Here is a 17,598-nt window from a genome sequence, read left to right on the forward strand (position 1 = left end):
CCACCGCTATCGCAGGCAAGCCAGCTCCCACATTGATCGAGTAGGCCTTTAAAGTGCGAACGGCAGGTGGACTGTAACCTGCTGACGCTGCGCCAGCCGATGCTCGAACTCGGCCGGGTCATGGATCAGCACATCCTGCCCGGCAAACGATTCCGCGGCGATCAGGCGTGACAGCCAGAAGCGCACACACGCCACGCGCAGCAGGGTCGGCCACAACTCGGCCTCCTTGGCGGTAAACGGCCGCAGCCCCGCGTAGGCGCCCAACAAGGCGCGGGCGCGTTGCCCATCAATCACGCCATCGGCGTCGGAGCACCAGTCATTCAAGGCGATGGCCACGTCGTACAGCATCGGGCCTGAGCAGGCATTGTAGAAGTCGATCAAGCCGGTGAGGTGCGTGCCTTCGAACATCGCGTTGTCGCGGAACAGGTCGGCGTGCACGTTGGCACGCGGCAGGGCGAGGATGTCGGCCTTGTGGGCTTGGATTTCGCTCAATGCCGCTTGCAGCAGGCGCTGCTGGGCGTCGTTCAGGTGTGAAATAAGCTGCGTGCCTTCAGTGAGCATCCAATCCAGGCCGCGATCAGTTTTGCGCTCCAGCACTTTGTCGCCTTGCGTTGCCAGGTGCAGGTGGCCGAGCAGGTCGCCGACCTGGGCGCAATGCTGGGCGTTGGCGTCCTTGATGTGCTTGCCGGCCAGGCGCGGTTGCAACAGCGCCGGTTTACCTTTGAGTTCGCGAAGTGCCACGCCATCGATGGTACGCAGGGCGTAAGGCACCGGCAGGTCGGCGTCGTGCAGTACATCGAGCAGTTCGATGAAGAATGGCATTTCCGCCACTGGGCCACGCTCGACCAGGGTCAGGACGAATTCGCCCTGTTCCAGGCTGATAAAGAAGTTGGTGTTTTCGCTACCTGCGGCAATCCCCTGGAAATCAAGCAGGCGGCCGAGCCCGTAAGGGGCGAGAAAGGTTTCCAGCTCGGGCCGAGCCAGGGGGGTGAACACAGACATGTTTAAACTGCCAGTACGGGCGCCGCGGTGTGCGGCGCCGGTTAAAATTAAGAAATCATTTCCATTCGAAGATCTTCCATGACGGGATCAGCATATCCGGCTGGTCAGAGCGGATGAAGTTCGCATCGGTTCCGTCCGCGCGCACCAGGAAATACGGTGGAAAGCCTTTTTGCGTCACCTTAATTGCATACAGGAAGCCATTCTGGCGGTATTCCTGAATGGTCTTGTCGCCTTCCGTGCGAATGGTAACTTCCGGGTCGCCCGACGGTGCAGTATCTGCCGCCATGGCCACTATCGGAGTGAGTGCAATCAAGCCGGTCAACAACAGGCGATTTACTGTACGCATGATAACCTTGTCCCTTTGTCGTCATTGGTCCGGCTATTCTAGCGCCTGACCCGCCGAAAAGGTTGATCCTGCTCATGAGCCAAGCCCCCCTCGTCCTGGTGGACGGTTCTTCTTATCTGTACCGCGCCTTTCACGCGTTGCCACCGCTGACTACGTCCAAAGGCCTGCCCACCGGTGCGGTCAAGGGCGTGTTGAACATGCTCAAAAGCCTGCGCAAACAGTACCCGAACAGCCCGTTCGCGGTGGTGTTCGACGCCAAGGGTGGGACCTTTCGCGATGAGATGTACGCCGAATACAAGGCCAACCGCCCGAGCATGCCCGATGACATGCGCCTGCAAATCGAGCCCCTGCACCAGAGCGTGATCGCCCTGGGCTTCCCGTTGCTGTGCGTTGAAGGCGTCGAGGCCGATGATGTAATCGGCACCCTGGCCCGCAGCAGCGCGGCGGCTGACCGTCCGGTAGTGATCTCTACCGGCGACAAGGACATGGCGCAGTTGGTCGACGGGCACATTACCTTGGTCAACACCATGACCGGTAGCTCGATGGATATCGAGGGCGTGAAGGAGAAATTCGGTGTCGCTCCGGAGCAGATCATCGATTATCTGGCGCTGATGGGCGATTCGTCCGACAACATCCCAGGCGTGCCGGGGATTGGTCCGAAGACGGCTTCCGGCTTGCTGGTGGGCGTGAATGGCGGCATCAAAGAGCTGTATGAGCAGTTGGATATCGTGCCGACCTTGCCCATCCGTGGTGCCAAGACGCTGCCGGCCAAGCTGGAAGAGCATAAGGAGATGGCATTCCTGTCCTATCAGTTGGCGACGATCAAGGTCGACGTGCCGCTGGATGTGGGCCTAGATGATTTGCACCTGATCGAGCCCGACCGCGAAAAACTGCTGGAGCTGTACACGCTGCTGGAGTTCAAGAGCTGGTTTGATGAGATTCAGCGCGATGCCAAGCGCGTTGAGCTCAAGGCTGCTCCAGTTGTTGAGGAAGCCGTCGAAGTCGCGGCGCCCGCAGAGGCGTCCTACACCACGATCCTCGACCAGGCGACATTCGATGCCTGGCTGAAAAAGCTCAACGCGGCAAAATTGTTCGCGTTCGACACCGAAACCACGGGGATCGATGCGCAGCAGGCGCAACTGGTCGGTGTCTCCTTTGCCGTGCAGCCCCATGAAGCGGCCTACATCCCGCTGACCCATTCCTACATCGGTGCGCCGCAACAACTGGACCGTGACACGGTACTGCTGGCCTTGAAGCCGTTGCTGGAAGACGCGACCAAGCTCAAGGTCGGCCAGCACGCCAAGTTCGACATGAACATCCTGGCCAACTGTGCCATCGGCGGCGATCAGGCCAACGGTATTACTGTGCGCGGGATCGCTTTCGACACCATGCTCGAATCCTACGTGCTGAACTCCACCGCGACCCGGCACGATATGGACAGCCTGGCCAAGAAGTACCTGGACTACGACACCGTGAGTTTCCAGGACATCGCCGGCAGAGGCGCCAAGCAGCTGACGTTTGATCAGATCCCGCTTGAGCAAGCTGGCCCTTACGCTGCCGAAGATGCCGACGTGACGCTGCGCCTGCACCAGGCTTTGCATGCACAGCTTGAAGCCATTCCAAGCCTTGCCAGCGTGCTGACCGACATCGAAATTCCCTTGGTGCCGGTGCTGGCGCGTATCGAGCGCCAGGGCGCACTGGTGGATAAGGCGCTGCTGGGCATCCAGAGTATCGAGCTGGGCAACAAGATGGTGGAACTGGAGCGCCAGGCGTTTGAGATCGCCGGTGAAGAGTTCAACCTGGGCTCGCCCAAGCAACTCGGGGCGATCCTCTACGAGAAGCTCGGTTTGCCGGTACTGAAAAAGACCGGCAAAGGCCAGGCATCCACGGCTGAAGAAGTGTTGGCCAAGCTGGCCGAAGATGACTTCCTGCTGCCCAAGGTACTGATGCAGTACCGCAGCATGAGCAAGCTCAAAAGCACCTACACCGATCGCCTGCCGGAGCAGATCAACCCGCGTACCGGGCGTATTCACACGTCTTATCATCAGGCGGTGGCGGCGACCGGGCGTTTGTCGTCCAGTGATCCGAACCTGCAGAACATCCCGGTGCGCACTGCCGAAGGGCGGCGCATTCGCCAGGCGTTTGTCGCGCCCAAAGGCTACAAATTGCTGGCGGCGGACTATTCGCAGATCGAGCTGCGGATCATGGCGCACTTGTCCAAGGACGAGGGGCTGATGAATGCGTTCCGTAATGACCTGGACGTGCACACCGCCACCGCCGCCGAAGTGTTCAAGGTTGAGCTCACGCAAGTCACGTCGAACCAGCGCCGCAGTGCCAAGGCAATTAACTTTGGCCTGATCTACGGCATGGGCGCGCAGAAGCTCGGCAAGGACATTGGCGTCGATACCAAGACCGCCAAGGCCTACATTGATGTGTACTTTGCGCGCTACCCGGGCGTTCGTGAATACATGGAGCGCACCCGCGCCCAGGCGGCAGACCAGGGTTATGTCGAAACCTTCTTCGGGCGTCGGCTGTACCTGCCGGACATCAACTCCAACAAGCCCCAGGAGCGCGCGGCCGCTGAGCGCACGGCGATCAACGCGCCGATGCAAGGCACCGCCGCGGATATCATCAAGAAAGCCATGGTGCTGGTGGACAACTGGCTGGCCGAGTCGGGCCTGGACGCCAAGGTGATCCTGCAGGTGCACGATGAATTGGTGCTTGAGGTGCGTGAGGATCTGGTGGAGCAAGTCAGCAAGAAGATCCGCGAGCATATGAGCGCGGCGGCCAAGCTGGACGTGCCATTGGTGGTGGACGTGGGCGTGGGCGATAACTGGGACGAAGCACACTGACAGCGCGGCTCTGCCATTGCCCAGGGTGATGGCAGAGCGCTTTAGATCAGAAAGCGTCGCAGGTTATTTCCAATAGTTTTTTGACCTGCCGGAACTTAACCCGTGAACTGTGACTCAGAGTTACTGAATGGGTGGTGAAGCCCTTCAATGCTCCTATGTTGTGTTAAGTGTTGGCAGATATCTGGACCCCGCCCTAGCGGTCCGGAACTTGGACCCCGAACTTCCCCTCCCCATACGAAGTCCGGGGTTTTTTTTGCCCGCAGAAAAGTTATTCCGCGATTTGCGCGCCCTTGTCTGCCAATTCCATCCAGCCGGCCAATACGGTGTAAGCGTCTTCCAGGCCCATGCGCTTGGGCGCCGAGAACAACTGGATGGTGATCGCATCGCCCCAACCCTTACGGATTTCGGACTGCACTTTGAGCAAGGTGTTCTTGGCCGCGCCGTAGGTCAGCTTGTCGGCCTTGGTCAAAAGGATATGCATTGGCATACCGCTGGCGACGGCCCAGTCGAGCATCAGCAGGTCGAAATCGGTCATTGGATGACGGATGTCCATCATCAGAATCAAACCCTTCAAACTCTCGCGGCCACCCAGGTACGCCTCCAGGTGACGCTGCCAGTGCAGCTTCAGCGGGATAGGTACTTTTGCATAACCGTAGCCCGGCAGGTCGACCAGACGCCGATCATCGTCTAGCTTGAAGAAATTGAGCAGTTGCGTGCGGCCCGGAGTTTTCGAGGTGCGCGCCAGGCTGGCGTGGGTCAGGGTGTTCAGCGCGCTGGACTTACCGGCGTTGGAACGGCCGGCAAAGGCGACTTCAAAGCCTTCGTCATCGGGGCATTGGTCCACTTTGGCGGCGCTGAGCATGAACGTGGACTGTTGGCACAGGCCGAGGATGGGATTCTTGAGTTGCATGAGATTTCCGATGTGGGCGGTGCCGAGAAAGGGTGCGGCAAGCGGTGTCGTTTCCGTTTCAGTAGCGCCAGTATATAATGCCGCAGATTTTGTGTGTGCTTTGTCCCAGCGAAGGATGAAGTTCACGGGAGCGAAAGACCTTCATTGCGCATTAGAACGCAAAACGCTCTCAAACCCTGAAAAGGTCGATGTATGACCTGATGGTTGCGCGCTTTTGGTGTCCTGATCGCGCTTTTAGGCGCTCAGGCTACACAGGATCCAGAGGCGCTGTACAACCGAGTTTGCATGGCTAAGCTGATGCAACACGTGACTCAGGGTTTCAAGGCAATGCCGCCGCGTGGTTTGTGCATGGACTGCAGTACTGAGGATTACCAGGCCATCAACGAGTTGATGGTGAGTAAACCCGGTAGATAACTCTTAAACCCTTAGCCGTAGTTGGATTAGCTGATGAACAAACTGATCGTGAGTCTGCTGTTGACCTTGGGCATCACCGGTGTTGCCCATGCTGCAGGCGACGCTACAGCGGGCCAGGCGAAAGCCGCCGTATGTGGTGCTTGCCATGGACCGGATGGCAACAGCCCGGCGCCGAACTTCCCCAAACTGGCCGGTCAAGGTGAGCGTTACCTGACCAAGCAGATGCACGACATCAAGGACGGCAAGCGCACGGTGCTGGAAATGACCGGCCTGCTGACCAATCTCAGCGATCAGGACCTGGCGGACATCGCGGCGTATTTTGCCAGCCAGAAAGGCAGTGTGGGAGCTGCTGATCCGAAGCTCGTTGATAAAGGCCAGGCGTTGTTTCAAGGCGGCAAGCTCGCCGAAGACCAGCCTATCGGTGGCATGCCTGCCTGCAAGGCTTGCCACATCGCAGGTGGCAGTGGGCTGGCCGAGGCGGGTTTCCCTCACTTGAGTGGTCAGCACGCCCAATACACCGCCAAGCAATTGAAGGACTTCCGCGAGAAGGTTCGCTCCATCGATGGCGATGCCAGCAACAAAATGATGACTGACATTGCGGCGAAACTTTCGGATAAAGATATCGAAGCGCTGTCCAGCTATATTCAGGGGCTGCACTGATTGGGCCTGGGACGTTAACGCTCGATTAATCCATCGATGCAAGCATAAAAAGGGTGGCTTAGGCCGCCCTTTTTTGTGGCCGGTGCCGTTACACTAACGAACTCATGCCCGCGTAGACCTGTCACAACTAAAGGTCGCGTGAGGCGACTTTATTTGTCCAGGAGTAAAGCATGCGTAATCTGATCCTCAGCGCCGCTCTCGTCACTGCCAGCCTCTTCGGCATGACCGCACAAGCTGCCGACGTGCCGCTTGAAGCCGGTAAGACCTATGTTGAATTGGCCACCCCGGTGCCGGTTTCGGAGCCAGGCAAGATCGAAGTGGTGGAGCTGTTCTGGTATGGCTGCCCGCATTGCTACGCTTTTGAGCCGACCATCAACCCTTGGGCTGAAAAACTCCCTTCTGATGTGAATTTCAGACGCATTCCAGCCATGTTCGGCGGCCCATGGGATGCCCACGGCCAACTGTTCCTGACCCTGGAAGCCATGGGTGTTGAGCACAAGGTTCACAACGCTGTATTCAACGCGATTCAGAAAGAAGGCAAGCGCCTAACCAAGCCTGACGACATGGCTGACTTTGTTGCCACCCAAGGCGTCGACAAGGACAAGTTCCTGGCCACCTTCAACTCCTTCGCTATCCAGGGTCAAATCAAACAGGCCAAGGAGCTCGCGCAGAAGTACGGCGTACAAGGCGTACCGACCATGATCGTCAACGGCAAATACCGTTTCGACCTGGGCACTACCGGTGGTCCTGAGCAAACCCTCAATGTTGCCGACCAACTGATCGCTAAAGAGCGCGCAGCCAAGTAAGGGGGCCATCATGCGCGGCTGGGGTACTGAACGTAGTGTTGGCCTGCATGAACCGCGGGTCAACGAACATCACCTGGAATCCACGGGTTTGCCGGCAGACAGCCGTCTGCGGCTGCTCAGCTTCAATATCCAGGTGGGCAACAGTACCGAGAAGTATCGGCACTACCTCACCCGTGGCTGGCAGCATCTGCTGCCGCACAAAGGGCGTATCGGCAACCTGCAGAAAATCGGCGACCTGCTCAGCGACTTCGATCTGGTCGCCTTGCAGGAAGCCGACGGCGGCAGCATGCGCTCCGGTTATGTCAATCAGGTGGAGCACCTCGCCCATCTCGGTGCTTTCCCTTATTGGTATCAGCAACTCAACCGCAACCTCGGGCGCCTGGCGCAGCACAGCAATGGCGTGCTCAGCCGCTTGAAGCCGACTGCCATCGAAGATCACCCGTTGCCCGGCCCAAAAGGGCGCGGCGCGATTCTTGTGCGTTTCGGCGAAGGCCCGGAAGCCTTGGTGGTGGTGATGATGCACCTGGCGCTTGGAGCGCGTACACGCAACCTCCAGTTGGCCTACGTGCGTGATCTGATCGGCAACTACAAACACCAGGTGCTGATGGGTGACATGAACACCCATGCCACCGACCTGTTGCAGAATTCCCCGTTGCGCGACCTCGGGTTACTGGCGCCGCAAGTCGAAGCCACGTTCCCCAGCTGGCGCCCGCAACGTTGTCTCGACCATATCCTGCTCAGCCCGAGCCTCACACTGGAAAGTGTGCAGGTGCTGGCGCAGCCCATTTCCGATCACCTGCCGGTCGCGGTAGAGATTCGTCTGCCGGGTTCGCTCACGGCTGATGCATTGCCCGCGTTGAGCCCAGGCCCTCGCGGACCCCTTGCATGAGCGACGACGCCCAGCGCTGGAAAGAGAAATACCTTAAAAGCGTTGAGCAGCAAGACAAGCTCGAACGCCGCTGGGCCGCGCGCCTCGACCTGCTGCGCCGAGGCCTGGTGCGCAGCACGCTGGCGGCGGAAGGTACTGACCGAGCGGTTGATCAATGCATGAAGGAGATGCGCGATGTGGTGCGCACCGACGACATGGACGCCGCCCTCGCCGCCTTGCTGCCACGCCTGGAAAAGGCCGTGCTCGACTCGGAGCAGCGCCGCGAAACCAGGGTCGACCAGATCAGTACCGCGCTGACTGCCTTGGTCGCGCAGTTGCAGAAGCTGCCCCTGCCGCGTGAAGTCGCCCGCCCGCTGAAAACCTTCGCCAAGCAGCTTGATGGCCGAGTCGGCCAGGCGCGTGAGATCCCGCTGCTGCTCAGCGAATTGAGCAGCCTGCAAGGGCAGGCGCTGAATAACCTGGAGCCGGAAGGCGAAGCCGCGCGCCCTGGGCCAGGCCTGCTGCAACGCCTGTTTGGTGCAAAGGATGTGTCGAATGAGGCGCCGGTGGTTGAACCTGCCCCGCTCTATGCACCGCAACCGCCGGCGCCGAAACCTGACGCTGCCAAAGCCGCGCCCGAGGCTCTGGAACCCGCGCAATCCGAAGAGCTGACCCAAGCCTTGCGGGCCTTCGCGCCATTGCCGGTAACGCCGGCCGCCGCGCAGCCTGAGCCGGCTGAGCCGGTCAAAGTGGCTGAAGTCGCCGGCGAAACCTTTGTCTTCGAGGCTGCGGCGCTGGAGCAAGCCCCCGTCGCGCCTGTCGAAGTCTCTGAGCCAGAGGTGCCCGAGCCAGCGGTAGAGGAAGCCGCGCCCGAAAGCGCCCTTGCTGCATTTATCGAAGAACCGCAGGTTGAGGTCGACACGCCAGATCAAACGGTCATCGGCAGCCTGTCGCTTCCGCCCGTGCTGGAAACCTGCGAGCCCGACCCCGATGCGCTGCAACCGGACGGCACCTATGCCCTGCCCGACTCCCCCGAGCCGTCCTACAGCTCGGTCGCGAAGCATATCGAAGACACCTTGCTCGGCTTGCTGGAGGATCTGTCCCTACCCGAGCGCCACCGGCCTCAGGCCGAAGCCATGCGCGAGCGCTTGGCCCACGGCTTGAACTGGTACGAATTGCTGCCGATCCTTGACGACCTGGCGGTGCTGATGCTGGCGATTACCGACAGCGGCCAGCATGAGTTCGAGGCCTACCTCAAACAGCTCAATGAACGCCTTGAAGCTTTTCAGGGCCATCTGCAGGTGGCCAGCGAGGGGCACGCCGACAGCCGCTCAGCCGCGCGGGAGCTGGATACGCAGATCCGTGAACAGGTCGACGGCCTGCAAAGCAGCGTGCAGGAAGCTGCTGACCTGGACAGCCTCAAGCATGTACTGGAAAGCCACCTTGAAGGCCTGCTCGGCACCATGGACGAACACCAGCAGCAGCGTGACCAGCGCGAGCAGGAAGTCGCGGCGCGGCTCAAAAGCCTGGCCGAGCGGGTGGCGAACATGGAGCAGGAAGCCCAAGGTTATCGCGAACATTTGGAAGTGCAGCGCCAGAAAGCTTTGATCGACCCGCTCACCGGCCTGCCCAACCGTGCGGCCTGGAGCGAGCGCCTGGACCATGAAGTGAATAGCTGGCATCAGCGCGGCAACAGCCTGTCACTGGCCATGCTCGACCTGGACCACTTCAAGCGCATCAACGATGGCTACGGCCACTTGGCGGGCGACAAGGTGTTGAAGATCATCGCTAATGTGTTGCACAAGCGCCTGCGCCCCGACGATTTTATCGCGCGATTTGGGGGTGAAGAGTTTGTATTGTTGATGCCGGATTCAGCCCTGGCAGATGCTCTGGACGTAGGTGAGGTGCTGCGTTCGGCCATCGAAGCATGCCCGTTCCACTTCAAGGGCGAGCCGGTGACCATCACAGTGTCCATGGGCGTGGCGCAGTTTCAGCCGGGCGAACGCAGTGACCTGGCGCTAAAGCGTGCCGATGAGGCGTTGTACCGGGCCAAGGCAGCTGGACGCAACCGGGTGCAGGCGGCGTAAAAGATGTTCCATTTTGTAATTTGACCGTCGAGCCCCGACCCATCCGTTACACTGTTGCATTATCGTCTTCTGCGTACTGTCTTCCGCCATGAAATCTTTTTGCATCGCCTTTGTGTTTCTCCTGCTCGCCGGCTGCGCCAGCGGCCCGCGGCTGAACACCAGCCATCCTTCGTCGAACCACGACAACCGGGTGCAGTTCGTCATTGTCCATTACACCTCGGCCAGCCTTGAGCGCTCCCTGGCGCTGCTCACGCACGGTCAGGTCAGCAGCCATTACCTTATCGGCGACGACGCCTCAGGCACCATCTACAAGCTGGTGGACGAGAGCCAGCGCGCCTGGCATGCCGGTGAGAGCGAGTGGGCGGGCCGCACCTGGCTCAATTCCAGCTCCATTGGCATCGAAATTGTTAACCCAGGTTATACAGATTCGCCGAGCGGCCGCCTGTGGTACCCGTACTCAGAGGCCCAGGTGCAGTCGTTAGTGGTGTTGCTCAAGGACATCAGCAAGCGCAACGGCATTGCCCCCAGGAACATCATCGGCCACAGCGACATTGCGCCATTGCGCAAGCTCGACCCGGGCCCGTTGTTCCCGTGGAAGCGCCTGGCGGCTGAAGGTTTGGGCGTGTGGCCGGATGCACAGGCGGTGGCTCGGTTCCAACAGCAATATGCCGTCAGCCTGCCGAGTATCACGTGGTTCCAGGAAGAACTGGCGCGCCTGGGCTACCAGACGCCGCAGACAGGTGAGCTGGATGTGGCCACACGCCATGTGATCGCGGCGTTCCAGATGCACTTCCGGCCATCACGGTTTGACGGCACGCCGGATGCTGAAAGTGCTGCGATCCTGAGCGCATTGAACCGCCGATAAGCTGTAAGCCGATGCAAATGTGGGAGCGGGCTTGCCCGCGATGACGGAGTGTCAGTCAATAAACTTTTGGCTGAACCACCGCAATCGCGGGCAACCCCGCTCCCACATTTTTTGTAGCCAGGCTACAACGGCAACGCCATATAAAACTGCGTACCCTGCCCCGGCCGCGAATACACGCCCATCCGGCCGCCGTGCAGCTGTACGATCTCCTTGCACAACGCCAGCCCGAGGCCGGCGCCACCTTTCTTGCGGCCTACCTGTACGAAGGGTTCAAAGATGCGCCCCTGTTGGCCATAAGCAATACCCTCACCGTTATCCTCAACGCTGATAATCACTCGTTCGCCGTGGCGCCGCGCCTGCAAGCGAATCTGGCCACCATTGGCGGTATGTCGCAGAGCGTTGCCTAGAAGGTTATCGAGTACACGCTCGAGCTGAACCTGGTCGGCATACAGCCTGGGCAACTCGGATTGGGCTTCTACCAGCAGTTCGATGTCCTGTGCGTTCGCCAGCTCCGTGAACCGGCCTCGCGCGTGCTCCAGCAGATCGGTGACATCGCACGGCCCGAGGGTGAGTTTTTGCAGGCCGTTCTGGTAGCGCGAGAAGTTGAGCAAATCGTTGATCAACTGCATCAGGCGCTGCATTTCTTCATTGACCGTATCCAGCAGGTCCGCTTCACGGGAGTCGGCGGGAAACTTCGCACGTTCGCGGAACAGCCCGAAGGCCATGTGCATGCCCGTCACCGGCGTACGCAACTCGTGGGAGGCGCGCAAGACGAACTCGCTGCGCACCCGTTCGAACGCGCGTTGTTCGGTGACGTCATGCAGCACCATCACTGCGCCCAGAATATGCCCTTGGGTATGGCTGACCGGCGTCAGGCTGTAGGTCAGCAGGCGCAGTTCGCCTTCGACTTCCACTTCCAGATCGTCTGGCGCGCGCTCCAGGTTGCTGCCGCGCAGCACCAGTTGCAGTTGCTCATCCATTTCAGGGCGACCCAAGGCTTCACCCAAGCCCTGGCCGAGGCGCTCTTCGTCCCAGCCCAACTGGCGCTGTGCCACAGGGTTAAGGTGCTCCAGGTGGCCTTGGCGGTCAATCATCAGCAAGCCGTCGTCGATGCTGTCGAGCACCGCCTGCAGGCGTTGCTGACCGGCCAGCAACTCATCAATATTGGTTGCCTGATGTTGGCGCAGTGCTTCGGCCATGATGCCGAAGCGGCGGGTCAGTTGATTCATTTCTGCCGCCGATGAGATCGGCAGCGTCACTTCGAAATCGCCTTGCCCGATCTTGTCGGCGGCCTTGGCCAAGGCTTCAATCGGCCCGCCAAAGCGCCGGGCGATGCCATGGGCGGTCACGAAGCCGATGATCAACACCGCCAGGCCGACCAGCCCCAGCAAGCCGGCGATCAACAAGGCGCGATTGCGCGACTTGTGTTCGCTGTCGTTGATATTTTCCAAGGCTTGTTTGTGCTCGGTGATCAAACCATTGCGCAATGTATTGAAGGTTTCGGTGAGCTTTTCGTTTTTACCGTTGGCCAGTGAGGTTCGCGGAGCCTCGTCAAACGCCTTGAGAAAATTCAGGTAGTCGATGCGTGCCTGGCTGAAACCACTGGTTCTGCCGTCCTGCTGTTCATGGGCGATGCCCTGGTCCAGCAGGGCAAAATAGTTCTGCTTGGACGTCTGCAGGGCAGCGGGATCGGGCTGCTCCTCCAGCATCAGGATCAACTGGTCGCCCAAGGTTTGGCGCAGCTTGAGGCCCAGGTCCAGGGTGATGAAGTTGCTGCGGATCAGCGACTCCTGGCTCTTGGCCATTTGCATGACGCTGACCAGTCCCAGGACCAGTCCCAACAGGGCGACGGTGATCAGCGCTGAGATACTCAGAAACAACCGAGTGCGCAGTTTCATCGCAAGCTTCATAAGGTACAGCTCACAGGTTGTACTGTTTACGTTTGCGGTACAGGGTCGACGCGTCGATGCCCAGCGTGCGGGCCGCTTGATCCAAGGTGTCGCTGGTAGCGAGAACGGCGCCGATATGGGCTTTCTCCAGCTCGTCCAGGCTCAATGCTGCGCCGATACGCGGGGCATTGTTGGTCGGCTGTTCGGCCATGCCGAGGTGGCTTATTTCAACCTTTTCCTGCGGGCAAATAATGCTGGCCCGTTCCACCACGTTACGCAGTTCGCGGATATTGCCCGGCCAGCGGTAGTTAAGCAGCGCCTCACGGGCGGCATCGCTGAAGCCGCGCGCAGGCCGGGCGTATTCCTTGACGAAGCGCGCCAGGAAACGGTCGGCCAGGGTCAGGATGTCTTCACTGCGCTCGCGCAGCGGCGGCAGGTGCAAGGTGATGACGTTGAGGCGATAGAGCAAGTCTTCCCGGAAACGGCCGTCGCGCACCATGTCTTCCAGGTTCAGGTTGGTGGCCGCCAGGATGCGCACGTCGGCCCGTCGAGTGACCGGGTCGCCTACGCGTTCATATTCCTTGTCTTGAATGAATCGCAGCAGTTTTGGCTGCAAAGTCAGGGGGAAGTCGCCGATCTCGTCGAGAAACAGCGTGCCGCCGTCGGCCTGGTTAACCCGGCCCAGCGTGCTCTCGCTGGCCCCGGTAAAGGCGCCGCGACTGTGGCCGAACAGCTCGCTTTCCATCAGTTCCGCCGTCAGTGACGGGCAGTTAATGGTCACGCAGGATTTTTTCGAGCGCTTGCTCCACCCGTGTATGGCCCGGGCCAGCTCGCCTTTACCGGTGCCGGACTCACCGAGGATCAAAATATTGGCATCGGTGCCTGCCACTTGGCGCGCTGTTTCCAGTACCACCATCATCGCCGGGCTGTGGGAGTCGAGGCCGTCCTTGGGTTGGCGCACTGCGCCCTCAAGCGCTTCCAGGCGTGCCGAGAGCTGGCGCACTTCCAACTGCTTGGCGGTGGCCAGGCGCAGTTGGTCAGGGCTGCATGGCTTGACCAGGTAGTCGGCGGCGCCGGCCTGGATCGCGTCAACGGCGGTATCCACGGCCGAATGCGCGGTCACAATCACCACGCGCATCCATGGCGCCTGGATGCGCATCTGGGCCAACACATCCAGGCCGTTGTCTTCACCCAAGCGCAGGTCCAGGAAGCACAGGTCGAATACCTGACGCTGCATCAGGGCATCGGCTTGGGCGGCGCTATTGGCAGTGGCTACGGTGTAGCCTTCATCTTCCAGGCAGTAACGGAAGGTGCGGAGGATTGCGGATTCGTCATCCACTAAAAGAATGCGGCCTTGAAGTTCCTTGGCTGATTCCATCTGTCCCGCGCTCCTTAACTATAAATGATGGTGTTTAGTCCCGGATTAATCGGGCAAGTTGCATGGTTTATTCTGATTCATAAAAGGCATCTTCGCGCAGGTATCTTCATGTTCTCCTACAAAGACGCCGATTGATGGCGTTTTCATGCCTTTCTGCCACTTCGGCAACGCCTCCTGCACTTTCGATCCGTTGACCCGACCACTGACCATCGTGCATTTCGCACGGCCTGCAAAGGGGCATCGTGCAGGATGCTGTTCGATACAGTACTGGTGTATTCATAACATACTGATTTTATTGGGTTTTATTTTGTAAAAAAACTGGCATGCACTCTGCAATAGCTCTCCCAACGAATAATCAGAATGCGGGAGAAATGCAGCATGACTCGCCAAAGCCTCAGCCAATTACGTGTATCGCCACTGCGCATGCAGCAAGGTCTGTTTGCCAGCCTGGCTTTGATGGTCACGTTGATTGGCGGCCAGCAGATGCAGCATTGGCAGCAAAGTCAGCAGCAAACCCCGCAATTCGAACGTCCGTCGATGACCCAAACCCATTTCCGTTCCGTTGGCAGCGCCAGCGCTACTACTGATGTAACCGCCCCGCAATTGAGAGTGGCAGACCAGGGTTCAACCCTGGGTGAATTGCCAGCCCAAGAGCGTTGGGTGTTCTAAGCAAGAAAAGGTCGCTTGTGTTGAGCGGCTGCACGGCACTACCGCTGTTACCTCTAAAAAAGCGTAAGGAGAATCACCATGTTGAGTTGGGCAATCACATTTCTGATCATCGCCATTGTGGCTGCAGTCCTGGGCTTCGGTGGTATCGCGGGCACCGCCACGGGTATCGCAAAAATTCTGTTTGTGGTTTTCCTGGTGATGTTCATCGCTTCGTTCTTCTTTGGTCGTCGCGGCCGAGGCTGAATATGACCCATTTGTCCTTTAAAGCCATGGCTGCTGCCCTGCTCCTGGGCGGCAGCGGCTTGGTGATGGCCGCCAATGACGGCCAATCCCGAGCCAACGAATTGCTCAGTGCGGACAAGCAGTACCGCGAAACCTGGCAAAGCGTGGTGAAGAAAGAACAGCGCCTGCCGGAATGGGTGATGAACCTGTCCGGTACGGCCGAACAAATGAACGCTGTAGAAGAGGATGGCGAGAAGTACTTGGTGGGGCCGCTCTGTGAAACTGCAGATACGTGCCTGAACAAGCGCCTGATCGTTGCCTTCAGCTACGACAAGGAAGATGCCTACGCCATGTTGGTGGAAGTCCCGGCCGGTTTACCGGCAGACAAATCCCCGACACGGCACGCCGATTACCGTTTTATTGGTAAGCCGAACGAAGGCATGCAAAAGCTGCTGATGGAGCAGCTCAAGAAAGACCCGAATTGGTACTAGGTTCCGTCTGACGCGTCTGTCGTCTGCGGAGCCGGCGTCCATAGAAAGAAGCCCTTTGCTTCTTTCTGTCTGCATCACCCGCCAAGGGTGATGCATGGCCAGGGGGCCGGGTTGCTCTGATCAATCGAGATCGGCGTGACCTACGGGTACAGGGAGTGCCTGCGCAAGGGCCGGGTCAGGTGAAAAGCTGCGACGCAAGTTCACAAGCCCTCACGCTTGCTGAACTTGCGACGGGCTTATCACTCTGATGCTCCGCTTCTTATACGGCTCATAGCCGATAATTTCTCTTTTGCGCGTTCCTAACCATTACTTGGTGTTTCGTAGCGACCATCTATCGAGAAAATTTTGGCTGTGCCATAGGACATTTCTGACGCCAGGTCAGTGAATTCCCAGGCATTTTTGCCAACCTCTATAAGTTGTCCAACATCTCTGAGCGAGCCGGTATTGGCCGGTCAACGGCATATTCACGGGCTTTAATGGCGGATTTGAACTGACCGTTCGGACAGTTAATTTCAAAAAAAGTCATGCCGATTCGGCATAGGGTAGGCGTTTACGGCATTAGACGTCGCTCCCTTGCATGGGAATAGTTGCGCCTTTTTTCGCCTGCCAGTAAGCCATTTCGGCCACGCTGCGGTGACCTTCCATGGAGGCAAATGCACACACTTTTTCGCTTCCGAGCGTTGCAGATGGCGCATTTGCCTTAAGTCCACTTGAAGTAAGGGTAATGACATGAAGAAGGCAAAGCTAAGCCTCGCCTGGCAGATCCTCATCGGTTTGGTACTGGGGATCGCAATCGGTGCAGTGCTCAACCATTTCAGTGCTGAAAAAGCCTGGTGGATCAGCAATGTGTTGCAGCCGGCAGGCGATATCTTTATCCGCCTGATCAAGATGATCGTGATCCCGATTGTGATTTCCTCGCTGATTGTCGGCATCGCCGGCGTAGGTGATGCGAAGAAGCTGGGGCGAATCGGCGTCAAAACCATCCTTTACTTCGAAGTGGTCACCACCATCGCCATTGTGGTCGGCCTGTTGCTTGCTAACTTGTTCCACCCGGGCGCCGGCATCGACATGAGTACCCTGGGTACCGTCGACATCTCCAAGTACACCGCCACCGCCGCCGAAGTGCAGCATGAGCATGCGTTCATCGAAACCATCCTCAACCTGATCCCGTCGAACATTTTCGCCGCCGTTGCCCGTGGCGACATGCTGCCGATCATCTTCTTCTCGGTGTTGTTCGGCCTGGGCTTGTCGAGCCTCAAGCCTGAGCTGCGCGAGCCGTTGGTGACCATGTTCCAGGGCGTGTCCGAGAGCATGTTCAAAGTCACCCACATGATCATGAAGTACGCCCCAATCGGTGTATTTGCCCTGATCGCGGTAACGGTCGCCAACTTCGGCTTCGCCTCCTTGCTGCCGCTGGCCAAGCTGGTGATCCTGGTTTACGTCGCCATCCTGTTCTTCGCCTTTGCGGTACTGGGCCTGATCGCCCGCCTGTTCGGCTTCTCGATTCTCAAGCTGATGCGCATCTTCAAAGATGAGCTGGTGCTGGCCTACTCCACCGCCAGCTCCGAAACCGTGCTACCGCGTGTGATCGAGAAGATGGAAGCCTACGGTGCGCCGAAGGCCATCTGCAGCTTCGTAGTGCCAACCGGCTACTCGTTCAACCTCGACGGTTCAACCCTGTACCAGAGCATCGCGGCCATCTTTATCGCCCAGCTGTATGGCATCGACCTGTCGATCGGCCAGCAACTGATGCTGGTACTGACCCTGATGGTCACCTCCAAAGGTATCGCCGGTGTGCCGGGCGTGTCCTTCGTGGTGCTGCTGGCCACCCTGGGCAGCGTGGGCATTCCGCTGGAAGGCCTGGCCTTTATCGCCGGTGTCGACCGTGTGATGGACATGGCGCGTACCGCGCTCAATGTGATCGGCAACGCCCTGGCGGTTCTGGTCATCTCCCGTTGGGAAGGCATGTACGACGATGCCAAGGGCGAGCGCTACTGGAACTCGCTGCCGCACTGGCGCAGCAAAGAAGCCGCGCCCACCGCACAAGCTACCCGCGGCTGATAGCACCCTGCTTTGAAACAAACCCCGGAAAATTCCGGGGTTTGTCGTTTCTGCCAGCCCCGCTATCATTCGCTCCAT

16 protein-coding genes are annotated in these 17,598 nt (G+C 59.1%); 11 read left to right on the top strand and 5 right to left on the bottom strand.

Annotated features, from left to right (window positions below; translation table 11 throughout):
• Positions 1-48: 48 nt before the first annotated feature.
• Positions 49-1,002, bottom strand: a complete 954-nt coding sequence (locus tag PSH96_RS00390; RefSeq protein WP_305456858.1) for a homoserine kinase — start codon at positions 1,000-1,002, stop codon at positions 49-51.
• 55 nt (positions 1,003-1,057) lie between these two features.
• On the bottom strand, positions 1,058-1,348 hold the full coding sequence (locus PSH96_RS00395) for a DUF2782 domain-containing protein (protein WP_017139093.1): 291 nt from the start codon (positions 1,346-1,348) through the stop codon (positions 1,058-1,060).
• A gap of 74 nt (positions 1,349-1,422) precedes the next feature.
• Here PSH96_RS00395 and polA point away from each other — a divergent pair, with 74 nt between their 5' ends.
• On the top strand, positions 1,423-4,200 hold the full coding sequence (polA, locus tag PSH96_RS00400; protein ID WP_305456859.1) for a DNA polymerase I: 2,778 nt from the start codon (positions 1,423-1,425) through the stop codon (positions 4,198-4,200).
• Between the two features lie 268 nt (positions 4,201-4,468).
• Here polA and yihA read toward each other — a convergent pair whose 3' ends face one another.
• Positions 4,469-5,110: a ribosome biogenesis GTP-binding protein YihA/YsxC gene (gene yihA, locus PSH96_RS00405; RefSeq protein WP_305456860.1), complete on the bottom strand. Its 642-nt coding sequence runs from the start codon at positions 5,108-5,110 to the stop codon at positions 4,469-4,471.
• Between the two features lie 204 nt (positions 5,111-5,314).
• Between yihA and PSH96_RS00410 the strand changes: the two genes are divergently transcribed.
• From PSH96_RS00410 to PSH96_RS00435, 6 genes are all read left to right on the top strand, one after another.
• A complete protein-coding gene (locus tag PSH96_RS00410; RefSeq protein ID WP_236371297.1) occupies positions 5,315-5,524 on the top strand; it encodes a cytochrome in 210 nt (69 codons plus the stop codon).
• A gap of 33 nt (positions 5,525-5,557) precedes the next feature.
• A complete protein-coding gene (locus PSH96_RS00415) occupies positions 5,558-6,184 on the top strand; it encodes a cytochrome c4 (RefSeq protein ID WP_056861013.1) in 627 nt (208 codons plus the stop codon).
• Between the two features lie 170 nt (positions 6,185-6,354).
• The gene (locus tag PSH96_RS00420; protein WP_305456861.1) at positions 6,355-6,990 is read left to right on the top strand and encodes a thiol:disulfide interchange protein DsbA/DsbL; all 636 of its coding nucleotides are present in this window, start codon (positions 6,355-6,357) and stop codon (positions 6,988-6,990) included.
• 7 nt (positions 6,991-6,997) lie between these two features.
• A complete protein-coding gene (locus tag PSH96_RS00425; RefSeq protein WP_370694381.1) occupies positions 6,998-7,879 on the top strand; it encodes an endonuclease/exonuclease/phosphatase family protein in 882 nt (293 codons plus the stop codon).
• The gene (locus tag PSH96_RS00430) at positions 7,876-9,945 is read left to right on the top strand and encodes a GGDEF domain-containing protein (protein WP_305456864.1); all 2,070 of its coding nucleotides are present in this window, start codon (positions 7,876-7,878) and stop codon (positions 9,943-9,945) included. Before PSH96_RS00425 ends, PSH96_RS00430 begins: the two co-directional genes overlap by 4 nt.
• Positions 9,946-10,033: 88 nt before the next feature.
• Positions 10,034-10,810 (top strand): N-acetylmuramoyl-L-alanine amidase, encoded by a 777-nt coding sequence (locus PSH96_RS00435; protein ID WP_305456865.1) that lies wholly within the window; start codon positions 10,034-10,036, stop codon positions 10,808-10,810.
• 122 nt (positions 10,811-10,932) lie between these two features.
• On the opposite strand, the gene PSH96_RS00440 is transcribed toward PSH96_RS00435, so the two are convergent.
• Together PSH96_RS00440 and algB are read right to left on the bottom strand one after the other, a co-directional pair.
• A complete protein-coding gene (locus tag PSH96_RS00440; RefSeq protein ID WP_305456866.1) occupies positions 10,933-12,720 on the bottom strand; it encodes a KinB sensor domain-containing domain in 1,788 nt (595 codons plus the stop codon).
• A gap of 10 nt (positions 12,721-12,730) precedes the next feature.
• Complete coding sequence (gene algB / locus PSH96_RS00445) at positions 12,731-14,077, bottom strand: sigma-54-dependent response regulator transcription factor AlgB (RefSeq protein ID WP_056861018.1); 1,347 nt, start codon at positions 14,075-14,077, stop codon at positions 12,731-12,733.
• Between the two features lie 378 nt (positions 14,078-14,455).
• Between algB and PSH96_RS00450 the strand changes: the two genes are divergently transcribed.
• The 4 genes from PSH96_RS00450 (at position 14,456) to gltP (ending at position 17,520) form a co-directional block, all read left to right on the top strand.
• Complete coding sequence (locus PSH96_RS00450; protein ID WP_305456867.1) at positions 14,456-14,746, top strand: hypothetical protein; 291 nt, start codon at positions 14,456-14,458, stop codon at positions 14,744-14,746.
• A 78-nt stretch (positions 14,747-14,824) separates the two neighbouring features.
• Positions 14,825-14,989 carry a DUF1328 domain-containing protein gene (locus PSH96_RS00455; RefSeq protein WP_003170804.1) on the top strand — a complete coding sequence of 55 codons (165 nt, stop codon included), beginning with the start codon at positions 14,825-14,827 and terminating at the stop codon, positions 14,987-14,989.
• A gap of 2 nt (positions 14,990-14,991) precedes the next feature.
• A complete protein-coding gene (locus tag PSH96_RS00460; RefSeq protein WP_065931953.1) occupies positions 14,992-15,459 on the top strand; it encodes an inhibitor of vertebrate lysozyme family protein in 468 nt (155 codons plus the stop codon).
• A gap of 729 nt (positions 15,460-16,188) precedes the next feature.
• A complete protein-coding gene (gene gltP / locus PSH96_RS00465; RefSeq protein WP_017139080.1) occupies positions 16,189-17,520 on the top strand; it encodes a glutamate/aspartate:proton symporter GltP in 1,332 nt (443 codons plus the stop codon).
• The last annotated feature ends 78 nt before the right edge of the window (positions 17,521-17,598 follow it).

Origin of the sequence: Pseudomonas sp. FP2338 (genome assembly GCF_030687515.1) — a bacterium.
GTDB classification, from domain to species: Bacteria; Pseudomonadota; Gammaproteobacteria; order Pseudomonadales; family Pseudomonadaceae; genus Aquipseudomonas; species Aquipseudomonas salomonii.

Coding starts and splice junctions, on each gene's coding strand:
- PSH96_RS00390 (WP_305456858.1), bottom strand. CDS start 1,002: ATGTCTGTGTTCACCCCCCTGGCTCGGCCCGAGCTGGAAACCTTTCTC.
- PSH96_RS00395 (WP_017139093.1), bottom strand. CDS start 1,348: ATGCGTACAGTAAATCGCCTGTTGTTGACCGGCTTGATTGCACTCACT.
- polA (WP_305456859.1), top strand. CDS start 1,423: ATGAGCCAAGCCCCCCTCGTCCTGGTGGACGGTTCTTCTTATCTGTAC.
- yihA (WP_305456860.1), bottom strand. CDS start 5,110: ATGCAACTCAAGAATCCCATCCTCGGCCTGTGCCAACAGTCCACGTTC.
- PSH96_RS00415 (WP_056861013.1), top strand. CDS start 5,558: ATGAACAAACTGATCGTGAGTCTGCTGTTGACCTTGGGCATCACCGGT.
- PSH96_RS00420 (WP_305456861.1), top strand. CDS start 6,355: ATGCGTAATCTGATCCTCAGCGCCGCTCTCGTCACTGCCAGCCTCTTC.
- PSH96_RS00430 (WP_305456864.1), top strand. CDS start 7,876: ATGAGCGACGACGCCCAGCGCTGGAAAGAGAAATACCTTAAAAGCGTT.
- PSH96_RS00435 (WP_305456865.1), top strand. CDS start 10,034: ATGAAATCTTTTTGCATCGCCTTTGTGTTTCTCCTGCTCGCCGGCTGC.
- PSH96_RS00440 (WP_305456866.1), bottom strand. CDS start 12,720: ATGAAGCTTGCGATGAAACTGCGCACTCGGTTGTTTCTGAGTATCTCA.
- algB (WP_056861018.1), bottom strand. CDS start 14,077: ATGGAATCAGCCAAGGAACTTCAAGGCCGCATTCTTTTAGTGGATGAC.
- PSH96_RS00450 (WP_305456867.1), top strand. CDS start 14,456: ATGACTCGCCAAAGCCTCAGCCAATTACGTGTATCGCCACTGCGCATG.
- PSH96_RS00455 (WP_003170804.1), top strand. CDS start 14,825: ATGTTGAGTTGGGCAATCACATTTCTGATCATCGCCATTGTGGCTGCA.
- PSH96_RS00460 (WP_065931953.1), top strand. CDS start 14,992: ATGACCCATTTGTCCTTTAAAGCCATGGCTGCTGCCCTGCTCCTGGGC.
- gltP (WP_017139080.1), top strand. CDS start 16,189: ATGAAGAAGGCAAAGCTAAGCCTCGCCTGGCAGATCCTCATCGGTTTG.